Annotated in this window: 18 protein-coding genes; 8 read left to right on the forward strand and 10 right to left on the reverse strand. The window is 38.8% G+C overall.

What is annotated here, in order from left to right; all coding sequences use genetic code 11:
- The first annotated feature begins 424 nt into the window (after positions 1-424).
- Positions 425-1,252 carry a mechanosensitive ion channel family protein gene (locus N780_RS05050; protein ID WP_036780974.1) on the forward strand — a complete coding sequence of 276 codons (828 nt, stop codon included), beginning with the start codon at positions 425-427 and terminating at the stop codon, positions 1,250-1,252.
- A 27-nt stretch (positions 1,253-1,279) separates the two neighbouring features.
- Here the strand turns inward: N780_RS05050 and N780_RS05055 are convergent, their stop codons facing one another.
- From N780_RS05055 to N780_RS05085, 7 genes are all read right to left on the reverse strand, one after another.
- The gene (locus N780_RS05055) at positions 1,280-2,569 is read right to left on the reverse strand and encodes a hemolysin family protein (RefSeq protein ID WP_036780976.1); all 1,290 of its coding nucleotides are present in this window, start codon (positions 2,567-2,569) and stop codon (positions 1,280-1,282) included.
- Positions 2,570-2,694: 125 nt separating this feature from the next.
- Entirely contained in the window at positions 2,695-2,943 is a 249-nt protein-coding gene (locus tag N780_RS05060; RefSeq protein ID WP_036780978.1) for a YkuS family protein, read from the reverse strand.
- An 84-nt stretch (positions 2,944-3,027) separates the two neighbouring features.
- Positions 3,028-4,143, reverse strand: coding sequence for an N-acetyldiaminopimelate deacetylase (locus N780_RS05065; RefSeq protein ID WP_036780979.1), 1,116 nt, complete (start codon positions 4,141-4,143; stop codon positions 3,028-3,030).
- A gap of 53 nt (positions 4,144-4,196) precedes the next feature.
- Positions 4,197-4,916: a 2,3,4,5-tetrahydropyridine-2,6-dicarboxylate N-acetyltransferase gene (dapD, locus tag N780_RS05070; protein ID WP_036780981.1), complete on the reverse strand. Its 720-nt coding sequence runs from the start codon at positions 4,914-4,916 to the stop codon at positions 4,197-4,199.
- Between the two features lie 71 nt (positions 4,917-4,987).
- Positions 4,988-6,418 (reverse strand): MDR family MFS transporter, encoded by a 1,431-nt coding sequence (locus tag N780_RS05075; protein ID WP_084599403.1) that lies wholly within the window; start codon positions 6,416-6,418, stop codon positions 4,988-4,990.
- 130 nt (positions 6,419-6,548) lie between these two features.
- Positions 6,549-6,998 carry a cyclic-di-AMP-binding protein CbpB gene (gene cbpB / locus N780_RS05080; protein ID WP_036780983.1) on the reverse strand — a complete coding sequence of 150 codons (450 nt, stop codon included), beginning with the start codon at positions 6,996-6,998 and terminating at the stop codon, positions 6,549-6,551.
- Between the two features lie 110 nt (positions 6,999-7,108).
- Positions 7,109-7,579, reverse strand: coding sequence for a DUF3993 domain-containing protein (locus tag N780_RS05085; protein ID WP_036780985.1), 471 nt, complete (start codon positions 7,577-7,579; stop codon positions 7,109-7,111).
- 491 nt (positions 7,580-8,070) lie between these two features.
- Here N780_RS05085 and N780_RS05090 point away from each other — a divergent pair, with 491 nt between their 5' ends.
- On the forward strand, positions 8,071-8,382 hold the full coding sequence (locus N780_RS05090; RefSeq protein ID WP_036780988.1) for an ArsR/SmtB family transcription factor: 312 nt from the start codon (positions 8,071-8,073) through the stop codon (positions 8,380-8,382).
- A 15-nt stretch (positions 8,383-8,397) separates the two neighbouring features.
- A complete protein-coding gene (locus tag N780_RS05095) occupies positions 8,398-9,306 on the forward strand; it encodes a cation diffusion facilitator family transporter (RefSeq protein WP_036780990.1) in 909 nt (302 codons plus the stop codon).
- 285 nt (positions 9,307-9,591) lie between these two features.
- Here the strand turns inward: N780_RS05095 and N780_RS05100 are convergent, their stop codons facing one another.
- Together N780_RS05100 and N780_RS05105 are read right to left on the reverse strand one after the other, a co-directional pair.
- Complete coding sequence (locus tag N780_RS05100; protein ID WP_036780993.1) at positions 9,592-10,806, reverse strand: EAL domain-containing protein; 1,215 nt, start codon at positions 10,804-10,806, stop codon at positions 9,592-9,594.
- A 147-nt stretch (positions 10,807-10,953) separates the two neighbouring features.
- Complete coding sequence (locus N780_RS05105; protein ID WP_036780995.1) at positions 10,954-11,349, reverse strand: hypothetical protein; 396 nt, start codon at positions 11,347-11,349, stop codon at positions 10,954-10,956.
- A gap of 180 nt (positions 11,350-11,529) precedes the next feature.
- On the opposite strand from N780_RS05105, the gene trhA reads away from it, so the two are divergent.
- Positions 11,530-12,165: a PAQR family membrane homeostasis protein TrhA gene (gene trhA / locus N780_RS05110; protein ID WP_036780997.1), complete on the forward strand. Its 636-nt coding sequence runs from the start codon at positions 11,530-11,532 to the stop codon at positions 12,163-12,165.
- Between the two features lie 63 nt (positions 12,166-12,228).
- Here trhA and fadH read toward each other — a convergent pair whose 3' ends face one another.
- Positions 12,229-12,996 carry a 2,4-dienoyl-CoA reductase gene (gene fadH / locus N780_RS05115; protein WP_036781000.1) on the reverse strand — a complete coding sequence of 256 codons (768 nt, stop codon included), beginning with the start codon at positions 12,994-12,996 and terminating at the stop codon, positions 12,229-12,231.
- Positions 12,997-13,176: 180 nt separating this feature from the next.
- On the opposite strand from fadH, the gene N780_RS05120 reads away from it, so the two are divergent.
- The 4 genes from N780_RS05120 to N780_RS05130 all read left to right on the forward strand — a co-directional run bounded on the left by N780_RS05120 (position 13,177) and on the right by N780_RS05130 (position 15,974).
- Positions 13,177-14,046 carry a metallophosphoesterase gene (locus N780_RS05120; RefSeq protein WP_036781003.1) on the forward strand — a complete coding sequence of 290 codons (870 nt, stop codon included), beginning with the start codon at positions 13,177-13,179 and terminating at the stop codon, positions 14,044-14,046.
- Positions 14,047-14,425: 379 nt separating this feature from the next.
- Positions 14,426-14,659: a hypothetical protein gene (locus N780_RS19695; RefSeq protein WP_198135832.1), complete on the forward strand. Its 234-nt coding sequence runs from the start codon at positions 14,426-14,428 to the stop codon at positions 14,657-14,659.
- A 99-nt stretch (positions 14,660-14,758) separates the two neighbouring features.
- The gene (locus N780_RS05125; RefSeq protein WP_036781005.1) at positions 14,759-15,370 is read left to right on the forward strand and encodes an SCO family protein; all 612 of its coding nucleotides are present in this window, start codon (positions 14,759-14,761) and stop codon (positions 15,368-15,370) included.
- Between the two features lie 109 nt (positions 15,371-15,479).
- Positions 15,480-15,974 carry a YkyB family protein gene (locus N780_RS05130; RefSeq protein ID WP_036781007.1) on the forward strand — a complete coding sequence of 165 codons (495 nt, stop codon included), beginning with the start codon at positions 15,480-15,482 and terminating at the stop codon, positions 15,972-15,974.
- Positions 15,975-16,016: the final 42 nt, after the last annotated feature.

A 16,016-nucleotide genomic window follows, 5' to 3' on the forward strand; every position in this document is an offset into this window, starting at 1 on the left:
TAAAATTTTTCACGTACATATAAATATATCGAGTTCCGAAATAAATTTCCACCCATTTGACTTATTTTTTTGAAAATTTTTATTTCTAACATATTCAAAACTCTACCCTCCCCTTATATTCCATAAAAGGGCAGGGTTGTCGAAGACTCGAAAATGAGAGAATATTTCCGCTTGCGTTATTTGAGAGTAAGCCGGTTCGGGAAATCACTCGCTTTCCCATACTCCCCAACCACTCGACAAGCGTAACGGACCTATCTTCACATACAGTTTCTCAGCTTCTAGTGTTCAGCGTAAGGGGGCTTATATGGAACAGCGTTACTGGATGCGTTTAAATGAACCATTTTCTATTTGATGGAATCTACCACCTTGAGGTATGATAGAAAACGTATTAAAAATTGTATGTGGTTAGGGAAAGGAGTATACGATGCTTGATTTTTTAGGTAATATTGACTTTGTCAATATCTCAATGATTGCATTAAAAATTGTATTAGTTTTACTTGTTTACTTAATTATTTCTCCTATTGGGAAGAAACTAATCCAACGCTCTCTTTATAAAGCTGGTAATAATCAAAAGCTTACAGAAGCAAGAGCTAAGACGTTGGAAAAACTCATGATTAGTATTTATTCGTATGTATTAGGTTTCATCCTAATCGCAACGATTTTTGGCTTATTAGATATTAACCTTGCTCCGTTAATTGCCGGGGCTGGTATTATTGGGCTGGCTATTGGGTTTGGTGCTCAAGGTCTTGTTAGTGACGTTGTTACTGGTTTCTTCCTATTATTAGAGAAGCAAGTTGAGGTAGATGAGTATGTAACAGCCGGTGGAATGAATGGTGTTGTTGAAGAGATTGGTCTTCGTACAACGAAGATTAGAAGCTTTGACGGGACATTAAATTTTGTGCCGAACCGTCACATCTCTACTGTTAGTAACCATTCACGCGGGAATATGCGCGCGCTTGTTGATATTGGCATTGCCTATGATGAGAACATTGATGAAGCTATGCAGGTACTTCAAAATGTATGTGATGAGTTCGCTCAAAATGATGAGCGTTTCAAAGAAGGCCCAAACGTACTAGGTGTTCAAAGCCTTGGTTCTTCCGATGTTGTCCTTCGCGTTCTTGGACAAACGGAAAACATGCAACAATGGGCTGTTGAGCGTGACTTACGAAAACGGATGAAAGAAGCATTTGATGAAGCAGGAATTGAAATTCCATTCCCACATCAAGTTTATATCGAGAAAAAAGAAAGCTAATACAAAGTGGGAATGAGCAAACAGAGCTCATTCCCTTTCTATTTTCCATAACTCTATTTTTTGTATATGGGAATCATCCATTTCTTTGACTTTCAGACGGTAGCCACTTACATTAATCTCTGTCCCTTCTACTGAATTAATATTTTGAGTTAAGAACCAGCCAGAAATTGTGTCTACATCATCATGATCAAGGTCAAGGTCAAAATAATCGTTTACATCTTGAATGGCCATTTTCCCATCTAACAATTTATGTCCATTTTCAAGCGTATCCATAGGTAATTCTTCTTCGTTATCGAATTCATCACGAATCTCTCCAACAATCTCCTCTAAAATATCTTCAACCGTTACAATACCAGATGTTCCGCCATATTCATCCACAAGGACAGCTAAATGAATATGGTCTTTTTGCATTTTAAGCAACAAATCCCTAAGAGGCACGTTTTCGAAGATTTTCGGAACAGGTCTTACATAAGATAAAATGTCACTCGACTCATTACAATCATCATAGAACAGTTCTTTCATATGGATAACACCGACAATGTCATCTTTATCTTCATCTATAACAGGGTATCTGGTGTATCGCTCGTCACGCATGATTTCCATATTAACTTTCATCGTATCATTTATATCTACAACGACTACTTCTGTTCGTGGTACCATAATCTCTCTGGCAGTCCTATTATCAAATTCAAAAATGCGGTCTACATACTTGTATTCCGCTTGTGTAATTTCACCTTGTTCATAACTTTCCGATAAAATATGTCTTAACTCATCTTCTGAATGCACTTCATCTGATTCATTCGCTGAAGCAAAACCGAGCATCCTTGTTAATACATTTGCACTTCCATTTAACAACCATATAAATGGGAACATGATTTTGTAAAACCATATAAGTGGCTTAGCTATAATTAGTGTTACTGCTTCTGCTTTTTGAATGGCAATCGTCTTTGGGGCCAGTTCACCAAGAACAACGTGTAAAAAGGTAATAATGAAAAAGGCAATTGCAAAGGAGATCGTATGGCTTAACGCCTCCGGAACAGGGGATTGTTCAATTAAAGGATGTAATAGTTTATCTACAGTTGGCTCACCTAACCACCCAAGACCTAGTGAGGTTATGGTAATACCTAGTTGACAAGCCGATAAATAATCATCTAATCGGTCTAATAAATGAAGAACAGCTTCTGCTTTTTTGTCACCTTCTTTTACTCTCGATTCAACCTTAGACCTCCGCACCTTCACAATGGCAAACTCGCTAATAACAAAAAAAGCTGTTAAAACGATAAGTAGAGCTACCAAAATTAAATTTAATGTAATCATCAGAACTCTCCCTTTACAGCATCAATCTTCTATTACGAATTTCCCCCTTAGAATACAAAAGGGATACTGAACGTCTCGTTAGGTATAAAAAAATAGCTGAACCACAATAGTGGCTCAGCTATTTATTATTGTTGCTGGCCGCGAGAGTCTACAGCTTGGCAAACTTCTTCTGCTGTCATCCCGTTCGCATTAATAACGGATCCTTGCATAGCTGCATCAGCCATGCCCATCACGTTTTTATCTTGACCGGAAATGACACAGCAATCACAGCCTTGTGTATCCTGCTCACTTTTCAATTCAACAATATCGTGACCTTTTGATTGTAAAGCTTCACGTACGTCAGAAAGGGTACCTTCTACACCAATTCGTGCCAAAGTAACCCACCTCCTTTTTATTTAGGAACGAGTCCTTCAAGGAGTAGTGTATCCACATTAAGTTCGGGTATACGTCTTGCTTTTTTACAGAGACCTGATCGTCCGCTCTACAATATTCACCCCTACTTCTAATGCTTCTTCTTTTGGCTTTAAACTTCCATTATGAAGGCCATAATCAGAATCAACACCAAGCCAGAACATAAAGCCAGGGATTTCTTTTAACATATAGCCAAAGTCTTCCCCTGTCATGGCTGCTTTTGACTCAACAAACGAATATCCCAAATCCTCCACAATTCTCTGGAAAGGTTGCATATAGGTTCCATCATTTTTTACTTGATAATAATTTGAACCATAATCAATTTTAATTTCACATTCATGACTATGTTCAATTCCTTTAGCTAATCCTTCTATTTTATTCTTTAGGAGATCCATGGTATCAGCTTTAAATGTTCGCATCGTCCCTTCTAATCGAGCTGTTTCCGCAATACCATTTTGTACGGTTCCCCCTGTTATCTTCCCAATAGTCACAACAGCTGAATCAAGGGGATCAACAGCACGGGACACAATCGACTGGGCTTGTACAGTGTACTGACTCGCAGCAAGGACCATATCTCTAGTTAGATGGGGATAGGCTGCATGTCCACCTTTCCCTTTAAAATCAATGTACAACTCACTTGTATTTGCAAATAGCAAACCTTCTTTTGTAGCTACGGTTCCTACCGGATGTTCAGGAGCAATATGTAGGGCAAAAATTTCATCTGGCCACCATGTTTTCATCTCTTCACTTTGAAGCATTGGTAATGCTCCCCCTGGATTCTCCTCTGCGGGTTGGAAAAGGAATAAAACATTTTCACGAGGTGGCGACTGTGATACTCGCGCAAGTGTTCCAAGCGCAATTGTCATGTGAAAGTCGTGACCACAAGCGTGCATTTGTCCCTCATGAGTTGAGGCAAAAGCATACCCCGTTTCTTCAACAATCGGAAGTCCATCAATGTCAGCGCGATAAGCAATCGTCTTCGAAGGATCTGTCCCCTGCACTCTAACTAGTAGTCCTGTACGCCACTTTTTAACCTCAATATAATCTTGCGGTAGCTCTTCAATAAATTGGAGAAGGTACTCTTGAGTTTTTGTTTCTTGAAAACCTAGTTCAGGGATCTTATGAAGATCTCTGCGAACCTTCTGTAAAGCTTCACTGTTCATCTCTTGTCACCTCTTTAAAAATGAGGCTCCCCCTAAGGAGAACCTCATACTAATTAATTATCTAATTTGCGCAATTCTTGTTTGATTTCTGTCTTCCCTTTAGTTTGCTCATCAATTTCTTTGATGACTTTAGCAGGCGTTCCTGCCACAACTGTGTTCGGAGGAACATCTTGAGTCACGATAGAACCTGCTGCTACAACAGAACCTTTACCTACCGTCACGCCCTCTAAAATTACAGCGTTAGCACCAACTACTACTTCGTCTTCTACTACAACTGGTTTGGCGGAAGGTGGTTCAATAACTCCTGCTAATACAGCTCCTGCACCAATGTGGCAGTTCTTACCGACTGTAGCACGTCCACCAAGCACAACGTTCATGTCGATCATTGTACCTTCGCCTACTACAGAACCAATATTAATGGCAGCGCCAAGCATAATAACGGCTCCATCACCAATTTCAACCTGATCACGAATAATCGCACCAGGCTCAATACGAGCATTTATGTTCTTTAGATCAAGTGTTGGGATTGCAGAGTTACGGCGATCATTTTCAATCACGTAATCTTCAATAGAACCTTTATTACTTTCTAATGCAGGTTCAACATCTTTCCACTCACCGAATAGAACGCCTGTTTCATTATCAACAAAGGCTTTAACCGTTTCGCCAAAATCAATTGACTTTAGGTTTTCCCCTTTAACATATACTTTCACTGGTGTAGATTTCTTACTATTTGAAATAAACGAAATAATTTCGTTTGCATCCATCATTTCCATGGCTGCTCCTCCTTTATGTAGTACAACGTTATTTTACTACTTTATCAGACTCAAGAGGGGGTGACAAGGCATTAGGTTTTTTCACCTTTTGGCAAAAATAATATCAATACGAGTGAGATAACTGCCAAAACCAATAAGCCTAAATATACTTGGTGTAAACCAAGCGTTAGAGCCTCCTTTAGCGCGACTTGTGTACTTGAAGACAAATTAGCTCTTCCTTCTTTGTCTAGCAGTTGGTTAACCGTATCAAGTGTAACTGATTCGCCTAACTGTTTCTCTTCAATTGTCGTCTGAATGACACTATTTAGCACCCCACCAAGGATTGCAGCTCCTATTGCACTTCCAATACTTCTCATAAACATATTAGAGGCAGTAGCAATTCCTCGGGTCTTCCAGTCCACTGTACTTTGAATAGAAACAATAAATGAAGTGGTTGACATTCCCATACCTATCCCAATGAAGAACGATCCTATCGCTGCCCAGACAGGGCCCTTGTCAGGAGATAAAAGGAAGAAGAAGAGTCCTCCCACAACCAAAGCTACCCCTCCAATTAGAGAAGTTGCACGGAACCCTATTTTTAATAGCAGGCGACCTGCAATCATAGATGAAACAGGCCATCCAATGGACATTGTGGTGAGCGTAAAACCAGCAACCGTTGCCGACATTCCCATAACGCCTTGAACGAAAGCCGGAAGATAGCTTGATACACCTATTAGAATCATACCCGTAATAAGAGATGTTACATTCGCAATCGTAATAGAGCGGTATTCCCATATAGAAAATGGCATCATTGGATCAAGCGCACGCTTTTCTTGAATATAAAAACCGATCAAGCATATGCCAAATATCAGCAATAACCCTATAGCTAATGGAGATTGCCAAGGTATACCTATCCCCCCTTCTACTAAAAGGACCATTAATGATGAAATTCCGATCATCAGTAAAGCTGAACCTGCAAAGTCAATTGAATGGCTCTTTTTCTCGACATTTTCATGGAAGAACCATACTACTCCAATTATAGCTAATACTCCTAAAGGTAGGTTCATCCAAAACACGTAGCGCCAATTTAAGTAGTCTACGAAAAAACCCCCAAGAGCAGGACCTGTTACAGCTGAAATTCCCCATACGCTAGAAAGGTAGCCCTGTATTTGGGCTCGCTCCTCTTTGGTGTAAAGGTCTCCTACAATGGTAGATGCTATGGGCATAAGAGCCCCTGCACCGATTCCTTGCAGAAAACGAAATACGATAAGAGTAGTCATTGAAGTAGCAAAACCACAGAGCAAGGAGCCCGTTAAAAATAAACTAATTCCAATTAAGAATATAGGCTTTCTCCCAAACAAATCGGAAAGTTTCCCAAAAATTAAAACCGTGCTGGCATTTGTTAATAAGTAAGCTGAAAACACCCAACTATATAGAGAGAATCCTCCAAGCGCTGCTACAATACTTGGCATTGCTGTAGAGACAATCGTAGCTTCTATCGCTGCCAAAAACATCGCTAGCATAATTGAAGCGAGCACAAGGGGTCTTTTAGACGTCTTTTGGTTTGGTGCAATCGATGTATGCGCTTCCAATTATCTCACCTCCTATCTATAAAAAACAGAGGCGTCCTCAAAAGAGAACACCTCTTATCTGCTACATTTTATTGTTATAAGTGTGAAAGTGTTTGTTTAATGGTTTTAAGATGGCTCTTCTTGTTAGAATTCCGTCGAAATATCCATTTTCATCAGCTACACATACGAATGGATGGTTGACTACTTCACCTAACGCTTTTGAAAAACTATCCTCTTTCTTTAAACACGGAATATCTGTATTCATAACTTCTTCTACGCGTACAGAAGATAGTTTGTCGAGCTCAAATTGCTCTACTCCTAGCATATTTTCGATTATGATGGTTTTACTAATTGTTCCTTGTAATCTGTATTTTGCATCTAGAACTGGAACAGCAGAATATCCTGATTTCACAAGTACTAATAGCGCGTGTTCAAGAGGATTACCTCCTTGAACATGAGCTACAATCTCCGAGGGAATCATCAATTCTCCTACATAATACTTCTCTAATTCTTCTCTTTGCAAACTAATCATACGTTCGTACACTCCTTCTTGTTCACACACGGAGGAGTAAGCAATTGTTATATGCTCTATAAATCCCGAAGAATATTATAACACAATCTATAAGAAAACGATAACATAACTTACACCTCTTTATCCCAATCAAGATTTGAGATCCGCCAACCTTCATCTGTTTTGGAAATCGTAATGATTCTTCTAATTTCACTTTCACCTAAGAGCTCAGATCCTTCCTTCTTTTCTTCCTTAATGATAATTTGGTGTTTTTGTTTTTTTATGACCGAGAAACCTTCTATATTCTTTGGAATTACGTAAGGCGAAAAGTCAGTTCCACCAAATTGAAACATTTCCCCGTCCATTATAAGATGCTCTGTAAAGACCGTCATCATGCTCTCTTTGGTGAACAACTCGATAAAAGAGCTTCGAATCTCGCTATAAGTAGACTGTTTCGAAGCATGTTCTGACTGTACTTGATGGGCTTCTTTGAGAATTTGTTGCCATTCGACGTCACGGTCTTGACCTGCTTGTACCGTTTTAAATGATAAAAATACAATCGCAAGCATAAGAACTACTCCGAACAATAACGACTTTCTCATACCCCATCCCCCTTTAATTTAAACCAGGGCGCACCTTATATTAGACATTTTTGCTAGTAAGGCACACCCTCTAAGACCTACTTTTTTTCTTGTGAATTGTTATGAACCTCAATCTTAATAGGCTTTAAACCATCATGCCCACAAGCAGGACATTGCTTATTCTGTGTAGACAACACACAGCATCGATCACAGTGATAATGCATAAGCATTCCTCTCTTTTCTTTATCTTTATTCTATCAATATACAGTATGCAGTGTAGGTACTTTCGTTCGTAAAATCCCCCCAATGGTAGACAAGCATCCCTAACCTTTGTATAGGAACGAAACACATATTGGAGATACTTGGCGAAGTAGTGAATATTTCAAACATAATTTAAATTTATCAGCATATTTTGCTTATTTTTGGGGAAACAATACGATAGATTCTAACATTCGACTTTAGAAAATATGGAGTTAATATGAGTATATGATCATATACAGATATTTAGGAGGATGGATATGAATAACCATAATCAAGATTTGAAAGAAGACACGCTTGTTAAAACAACTCAAACGTTCAAAGCACTTTCAGATCAAACAAGGATACGCATATTGCATTTGTTATTTTATAAAGAATGTTCTGTTAATGAGATTGCAGAATCTCTAGGTCTTCAACAATCTACCGTTTCTCATCAGTTACGTTATTTGAAGCAGCAGCGACTCATTAAGTATAGAAGACATAAAACAACATACTATTACTCCCCTGAGGATCATCATGTCTTTCATTTACTAAACCAGGCGATCGAACACGCTAAACACACTTAAACAGGAGGTACACTCATGGGACACTCTCACGACCACGGACACAACCATGGACATGGCGCTAATAAAACAGCTTTATTATGGAGTTTTATTCTTATATTTGGATTTATGATAGTTGAAGTCATAGGGGGACTTATAACTAACAGCCTTGCTCTTCTCTCAGATGCTGGACATATGTTAAGTGACGCTGCAGCACTAGGATTGAGTTTAGTGGCATTTAAAATCGGAGAAAGATCAGCCACGAAGGCAAAAACGTATGGATATAAACGGTTTGAAATTTTAGCCGCCTTTTTAAACGGGATAACTTTAATCGTTATTTCCCTTTATATATTTTGGGAAGCTTATCAACGCTTTCTAGATCCACCAAACGTCAGTATGGGAATGATGATCGTTGCCATTATTGGTCTAATAGTGAATATACTTGTAGCTTGGATCTTAATGAGAGGGGACACAGAGGAAAATCTAAATCTTCGCAGTGCCTTCTTACACGTCCTAGGAGATCTGCTTGGTTCCGTTGGCGCTATTATTGCTGGACTTTTAATTTATTTCTTTAACTGGAATATAGCAGACCCAATCGCAAGTGTTCTTGTAGCCTTACTTATTATAACGAGCGGTTATCGAGTGGCAAAAGATTCTTTCCATGTTTTAATGGAAGGTAAGCCAAAAGGAATTGATGTCGAAGAACTGCATAACTCCTTAAAGGGATTACCTAATGTAGTTGATGTTCACGATTTACACGTATGGTCCATTACAAGCGAATTTCCAGCTTTGAGTTGTCATATTGTAGTCGATCAAGACTGTGAACGAGACCTTTTACTACAAAAAGCCGTTGGTTTATTAAAAAACGACTATCACATCACCCACTCCACTATTCAAATAGAAGGTCAGTCAGTGCTTCCGCATGAGGATGATGACTGTTGTAATTAATAAAAAAGAGCTTGGATCACCAAGCTCTTTTTTGTATACAGTACTATGTTTATGTGGATTGGGCCGTAACGTTTTTAAGTAGTTGGGGTGACTGGGGAACGACTCGCTTACCGCGGCCCCACACGACGTGACGACCTTAGTCGAACTTCCTCTACCTGTTAGCAGCCTCCTCGGGAAAACCACCCTGCTGTCTCTCGTCGACCTCTTTCTCCCGCGGGAGTCTCCCCGTTCCCCAGCCACCCCTGGCTAAATTTTGAATAATCCCCCATTAAATAAACTAGATATTTAAATCAACAAAGATTCGTGATCGTAAATATAGGCATATTTAATATCAATAAATATGTAATGATGGTCAGAGAGTGGAAAGCTGAAGGTCCGGATCATTTCTCTTGTTTCGATATCAGAATATAAATCAGATAACCTCCCTTTATTCCAAAGCCTCATTTGGACCATATTCTCAAGGAAATAAGGACGAAACGCCCAGTTTGTTCCTAGTATATCAGTTTCTTTTTTCCATGTTTCTTCACGCTTCCTAAAGTTAGATGAGATTTGACGCCCATTACTGTCGCATACATACATACGGAAGCTTTCTTCATCGAAATATCTTGTTACCTTCTCAAGAAAAGAGTCTACCCTCTTTGGGCCGTCCCAATGATCCAACAGTCCTCTTGTTCGTTGGTCCCACTTTAATACGTGGGCAAGCCTTTCCTCTATTAAGTTCTTCTCTCGTTTAATAAACCCGTCTACGTGTTCTTTTATAAGTGGCTGTTGACTAAAGGGCTCAAGAAATGAAAAAGAAGGTCGAGCTAAATAAAATCCTTGATAGTAACGCCCGCCATGCTTCCAAGCATAATATAATTGATAAGCATCTTCGATATTCTCAAATATAAGTGCTGCTCCAATTCTTCTAGCAAGCATAGAAAGAGAATAAATAATATCTTGATAACCGCTTGAATCTACACCTGATAGAATCTTTGAATCAACTTTAAGAATATGAGGCTCCAACTGCCGCAACCTGTCTAAGTTAGAGCTTTTAGCACCGACATGGTCAACTGCAATTTGTATGCCGTATGTTTTGTAATAAAGCAGTAAATGATTCAACATTTCAAAGTCCTCATCAAAATCGTGCTCTGTAATCTCAAGAACAATCCGACTCATATCAAACCCTTTTTCTTCATAGTGGTGTAAAGTTGTAAGTAATGGCTCTCCACTCTCAAGCATAAGTTGTTTTGCATTGCGATTAATAAATAAATCGCCTTTCATATCGTGTTCTACCATATCTTCAATAGCAAGATGAAGAATATGTTGATCAACTTCTAATTTAAAATCTTCTGGTACTTGGGCATCATGAAAGAACCCACCTAAACTAACCCATTCGCCCTCATGCCAATATCTCCCTAATATTTCGTATCCGATAATATCATGCTTCACGGCAGAGAATACAGGCTGGTACACAGGTTTGACTCTTTCTAAGTGACTGACTACATCTAATGGATCCACGCGCGCATCCCTCCTGGTTATCTCAAGAATTTCACTATAAACGCTTACTCTATTATACTATTTTATCGGAATTATGTGAAAAGAGATAGGTGCAGTTAAAAGATTGAATCAAAAAAGACCAGCAACAAAACTGGCCTTTTACTTTCATCAATCTTCTTTTTTATAACTAGTACGTTTATGATCAAGGTGTTTTTCGAAGTTCTCATCAAATTTCTGTAAAATTGCTTGTTTCTTCTTTTCTGTCATCCACTCTTCATCCACTTTCTTCTGTAATGATTCTTCATGCTTTTTCTTTAAAGACTGCTTTATTTCTTCAGGCGTCTTTCCAGCTTTTATGATGACCTCCCTTAAAGTGTGACCCTCCTCTTGATACTTATTAAACTCTTCCTCTGTAAGCCCTAATTCGTCAATGAGAGCTTGCTTTGCCTCTGTTTTGTGATGATGTTGATGACAATCTTCTTTATACTCATGTGCATAAGTGGGAGGGATTACAGCAAATCCCATCATTACGGTAGCAACGATATAAACAATCCATTTTTTCATATGTACTCACTCCTTTTCGTATTACTTTTAGTGTTTCCTATTATTTAATTAAATTATATATTTATTGATATTTTCTAATCTTTATCAACTAAACTAAATAAAGCAGAGAGAAACATTTGGTAGAAATGGTTAAAAAGCGTTATAATTAAATAAATTATATTTATGAGGTAGGTTCTGAATGTGGAAACACATACGTATACAAGGCGCGAAGAAATTGTGAATGCTGTTACACACGGGATTGGAGTCTTATTAAGCATTGCTGCTTTAGTCCTCTTAGTCGTTAATGCGTCTATAAATGGCAATGCATGGCACATTGTATCTGTATCCATCTATGGAGCAACAATGATCTTCTTGTACCTATCATCAACGATGGTACACGGAATGCCAGAAGGAAAATGGAAAGACCTATTCGAGATCTTTGACCATGCTGCAATCTACCTGTTTATTGCAGGCACGTACACTCCTTTATTACTTGTCGTTTTACGAGGTACACTCGGTTGGACGTTGTTTGGTATTGTATGGGGAATAGCGATTTTCGGAGTCGTGTTCAAATTTTTCTTTGTTAAGAAATTTGTTGTTTTATCTACTGTCTTTTACGTATTAATGGGGTGGATTATTGTTCTTGCTTGGAATCCTCTTGCTACAAAACTTGCTTTTGGGGGATTAGTTCTTTTGGTTGTCGGCGGCGTGCTGTATTCTGTCGGGACAATCTTTTATGTCTGGAGAAGTTTTACATTTCACCACGCTGTGTGGCACTTATTCGTGCTGGCCGGATCAGCTATGCATTTCTTCACCATTTTCTTTTATGTAATATAAGAAAGAGGCAACTCCTTAGAGTTGCCTCTTTTTACGTATGACCCACTTTTTTAGACACTTAAATTAAAACGGGAATTTATTTAACCACTGACCACCGTCTAATGTAACAACTTCTCCATTCATATAAGAAGCTTTATCTGAAAGAATGAAATGAGCTAATTCAGCTATTTCTTCAGGTTGCCCTAACCGTTTCAATGGAACTGACTCCAAGGTTCTCTTTGCCGCTTCTTCTGACTCAAATAACTTATCAGCTCCTCCAGTACGTTCAATAGGCCCAGGGGCAATCGCATTCGTCCGAATACCGTATTTGTATCCCCATTCAACAGCTAATGTACGCGTGATTGAAAGAACACCCGATTTTGCAGCTGCAGAATGTATAACTCCTGCTCCAGCATCCCATGCATATGTAGCGACCATGTTCAAAATGTTTCCTTTTATTCCCTCTTTCATCCAATAGTCCCCTGCGGCACGACAGCAATAAAACGTTCCATTTAATACAATATCAATAACCGAGTTCCATCCATTAACGGACAACTTATCAGCGGGACAAATGAAATTTCCTGCAGCATTATTAACTAAATGATGGAGACCTCCATATGTTTCAACGGTCTCTTTTATCATTCGTTCTACATCCTCAGGTTTTCTTACATCCATCACTATCGTATGTACGGAACCTTCTGCGCCGATCATAATCTCACTCTTTGCTTGGTCTAACCGTTCCTGATTACGTCCAGTAATGACTACATTAGCGCCTTCATTGGCAAATTTTTGAGCCATGTATTTCCCCATTCCACTTGATCCACCTGTAACAATAACGACCTCGTCTTTCATCAGCTATTCCTCCTTTTTGTATGAATTCTTTATAAACTGTTGAAAACCCTTTCAAAGTTGTGTATTTTTTCAATTTCATTTCATCTCAGGAAATTTTCCAATTTAAATAAACATACATGCTATAATGCTACTATCCCTACTTAAGGGATTAACAGATTCGTAAAAAGGCGTGAACAACTTATGTCAAAACCTATTACTCGTCGAACATTCATGAAGCGCCTTTTTGGTAGCGTTTTAAGCTTGTTCGGGATTGGTGGAGGGACCTATTATTATGCTAGACATATTGAGCCTTCCATGCTTACAGTTCAAGAAGAGGTCATTGAATCTTCTCGTATACCATCCTCTTTCCATAACAAAAGGATTTTACAATTTAGCGATACACATATTGGTTTTCATTACGATCTAGCACAGTTTGAAAAACTAGTAACATCCATTCAGGCGCAACAGCCTGATTTGTTACTATTTACCGGGGACCTAATTGACGCTCCAGACGAAGTGCCAACTCTTACTTTTGAGAAAGTAGCAACTATATTAAGCAGATTGGATGCTCCAATGGGCAAGTTTTGGATTTATGGAAATCACGATCACGGTGGCTATGGAACAGAAATAATAGCCGATACAATGAAGAAAGCTGGCTTTCAACTCCTCCAAAATAGTCAAACTCTTATTGAAGAGCAAGGTAATCAAATTTTATTAGCTGGCCTTGATGACGTTATGCTCGGAAGGCCGAATATTGCCAACGCGCTACAAGGAAGAGAAAGAGACTTTTTCACTCTACTTCTTTGTCACGAACCAGATTACGCAGAATCAGTTAAACAATATGAAGTAGATGTACAGCTTTCAGGACATAGTCACGGTGGCCAAGTACAAATCCCCTTCATCGGACACCTTATTACTCCTCCACTCGCTGAACGGTATGTTGAAGGTTGGTACAAAACAGGCAATTACCCACTATCTATATACGTTAGCCGTGGTATTGGTACCACTCGTGAACCATATAGATTCCTATGCCGGCCCGAATACACCATCCATACGCTTAAACAAACTTAGACTACTTTCACACGAAAGTAGTCTTTTTCCGTAGGCTCTATTAAAGTTTTGTCGTGATGTTTTTAATAGCTTTCTTCAAGAATAGGATAGTAATATGGGAGACTTGCAACTGACACAATAGGATTTAAATGGAGCCTTTACATTTATTGAGTGTTAGGGGGGCTTAGAAACGACTCGCTTTCCATACCCATCTTACACTCTAATAAAGCAAACGGAAACATCCTTACACCTTCAATCCTTTTGTATATCGGAGCTTATGTGAAAGAATTGAAAATTCAATATTAAGTATAAATATAGACGATACTTAAAAGGACAGACTCAACATCACCCACATTCACATAGACTGATTAAAGAGTCTATAGTGAAAGGAGAGTCACCTATGCATCAAAACCAACTCTTTAATCATCAAGGAATGTACAGAACTATACCTCACGCAGGACAAAGAGATCAGCGCTTTGTCGGACCATTTATACCATTTTTAACAGGGTTAGCCGTTGCTCCGCTATTTTACGGTGCATTCAGACCACCATACCCTTATCCACCATATCCATATTATCCGCCATACGGATGCCGCCCATATGCTTGCCCTCCCTATTACAGGCCGTATTTTTAACCTTCAAAACCGTTTCACGAAATGTTCATAGCTTCCATTCTAAGCTTCATGTTAAACTATTCTTTAGGTAGAAACTTGAGGCAAAATGGGGGATACGATATGAAACGAAGGTTTATAGGAATTGGGTTTCTTTTAATGATTCTTTTATTAACGGCCTGTTCTAACTCAAAAGGCTATGAAGGAGATTACTCGTACGATGTCAAAGAATTTGAGTTTACAAATCAGGACGGGGAAACCGTTTCTAAAGAAGATTTAAAAGGGGATTTTTGGGTAGCAGACTTTATTTTTACAAATTGCACAAGTGCCTGCCCTCCTATGACGAATAATATGGCAAGATTACAAACTATGGTGGAAGAGGCTGGCCTGGAGGACCAGGTTCGCTTTGTCTCTTTTTCCATTGATCCAGAATATGATTCACCTGAAGTTTTAAAAGACTACGCTAATAAATTTCAGGCCGACTTTTCAAATTGGGATTTTTTAACTGGTTATGAGCCTGAAACGATTAAAGAGTTCGCCTTAAAATCCTTTAAAGCTCCTGTTGAGAAATTACCTTTAAAAGACGCCCCTGAAGGTCAACCTGATTATGACTTTATGCATTCTTCTCGGATGTATATTATCACCCCTGAAGGCAACGCCATAAAAGGGTATATTGGAACAGACATAAATAACATGGAACCTTTATTCGAGGATTTAAAAGGTTATATTCAATAACTTAAAGGTGAGGGTCTCTTCTATTAAAGAGCTCTCATCATTTTTTAAATTTGCTTTTTCCGACCACCTTTTGTACGATGGTAATAGTTATGATAAAGGAGGAAGTTTTTTGAAAAATGATGTAAAACATTCTTCTACAAAGGAAATTGCGGAAGCTATATATGTCGTTAACCGCCATGCCAAAACGGCGCCAGATCCCAGACATTTGTATACACTTAAGAAAAAAGCGATTCAGCAACTAATCGCCCAAAAACATGCGAAAAAGATCGGCCTCCACTATTCCGACCACCCGAAATATAGCCATCAGCACTCCACTCTTTTGGTACAAGTTGCTAATTACTATTTCCATATTCCCCCTCGAAAAGAAGACTTCCAAGCGCTTAAGCACTTAGGTAACATCGATCAATCCTATCGAAACCCAAAACCAAGTCTTTCTTTATCAAAAGCAAAAAAAGTGCTTTATCGCTATCTAAATTGGGAGGAAGAAAGCAAAGTAACTGCGGAACAAAGAAACAAAAGACATACAAGGTCTCCATACAGTAATCCTCACTATGCACCTTGGGGGCAGCTTGTTTCCTGGGAGCAAAAGGATAGACGAAGATAACAGCCTATTTAAAGGTTTCAACTCCTCCAAGGGAAGGAATTC

Source organism: Pontibacillus chungwhensis BH030062 (assembly GCF_000770675.1).
Classification (GTDB): Bacteria; Bacillota; Bacilli; order Bacillales; family BH030062; genus Pontibacillus; species Pontibacillus chungwhensis.

What these genes read in the sequence shown, in the direction of transcription:
- N780_RS05050 (WP_036780974.1), top strand. Translation starts at nt 425, where the DNA reads ATGCTTGATTTTTTAGGTAATATTGACTTTGTCAATATCTCAATGATT.
- N780_RS05055 (WP_036780976.1), bottom strand. Translation starts at nt 2,569, where the DNA reads ATGATTACATTAAATTTAATTTTGGTAGCTCTACTTATCGTTTTAACA.
- N780_RS05065 (WP_036780979.1), bottom strand. Translation starts at nt 4,143, where the DNA reads ATGAACAGTGAAGCTTTACAGAAGGTTCGCAGAGATCTTCATAAGATC.
- dapD (WP_036780981.1), bottom strand. Translation starts at nt 4,916, where the DNA reads ATGGAAATGATGGATGCAAACGAAATTATTTCGTTTATTTCAAATAGT.
- N780_RS05075 (WP_084599403.1), bottom strand. Translation starts at nt 6,418, where the DNA reads ATGCTAGCGATGTTTTTGGCAGCGATAGAAGCTACGATTGTCTCTACA.
- cbpB (WP_036780983.1), bottom strand. Translation starts at nt 6,998, where the DNA reads ATGATTAGTTTGCAAAGAGAAGAATTAGAGAAGTATTATGTAGGAGAA.
- N780_RS05085 (WP_036780985.1), bottom strand. Translation starts at nt 7,579, where the DNA reads ATGAGAAAGTCGTTATTGTTCGGAGTAGTTCTTATGCTTGCGATTGTA.
- N780_RS05090 (WP_036780988.1), top strand. Translation starts at nt 8,071, where the DNA reads ATGGATATGAATAACCATAATCAAGATTTGAAAGAAGACACGCTTGTT.
- N780_RS05095 (WP_036780990.1), top strand. Translation starts at nt 8,398, where the DNA reads ATGGGACACTCTCACGACCACGGACACAACCATGGACATGGCGCTAAT.
- N780_RS05105 (WP_036780995.1), bottom strand. Translation starts at nt 11,349, where the DNA reads ATGAAAAAATGGATTGTTTATATCGTTGCTACCGTAATGATGGGATTT.
- fadH (WP_036781000.1), bottom strand. Translation starts at nt 12,996, where the DNA reads ATGAAAGACGAGGTCGTTATTGTTACAGGTGGATCAAGTGGAATGGGG.
- N780_RS05120 (WP_036781003.1), top strand. Translation starts at nt 13,177, where the DNA reads ATGTCAAAACCTATTACTCGTCGAACATTCATGAAGCGCCTTTTTGGT.
- N780_RS19695 (WP_198135832.1), top strand. Translation starts at nt 14,426, where the DNA reads ATGCATCAAAACCAACTCTTTAATCATCAAGGAATGTACAGAACTATA.
- N780_RS05125 (WP_036781005.1), top strand. Translation starts at nt 14,759, where the DNA reads ATGAAACGAAGGTTTATAGGAATTGGGTTTCTTTTAATGATTCTTTTA.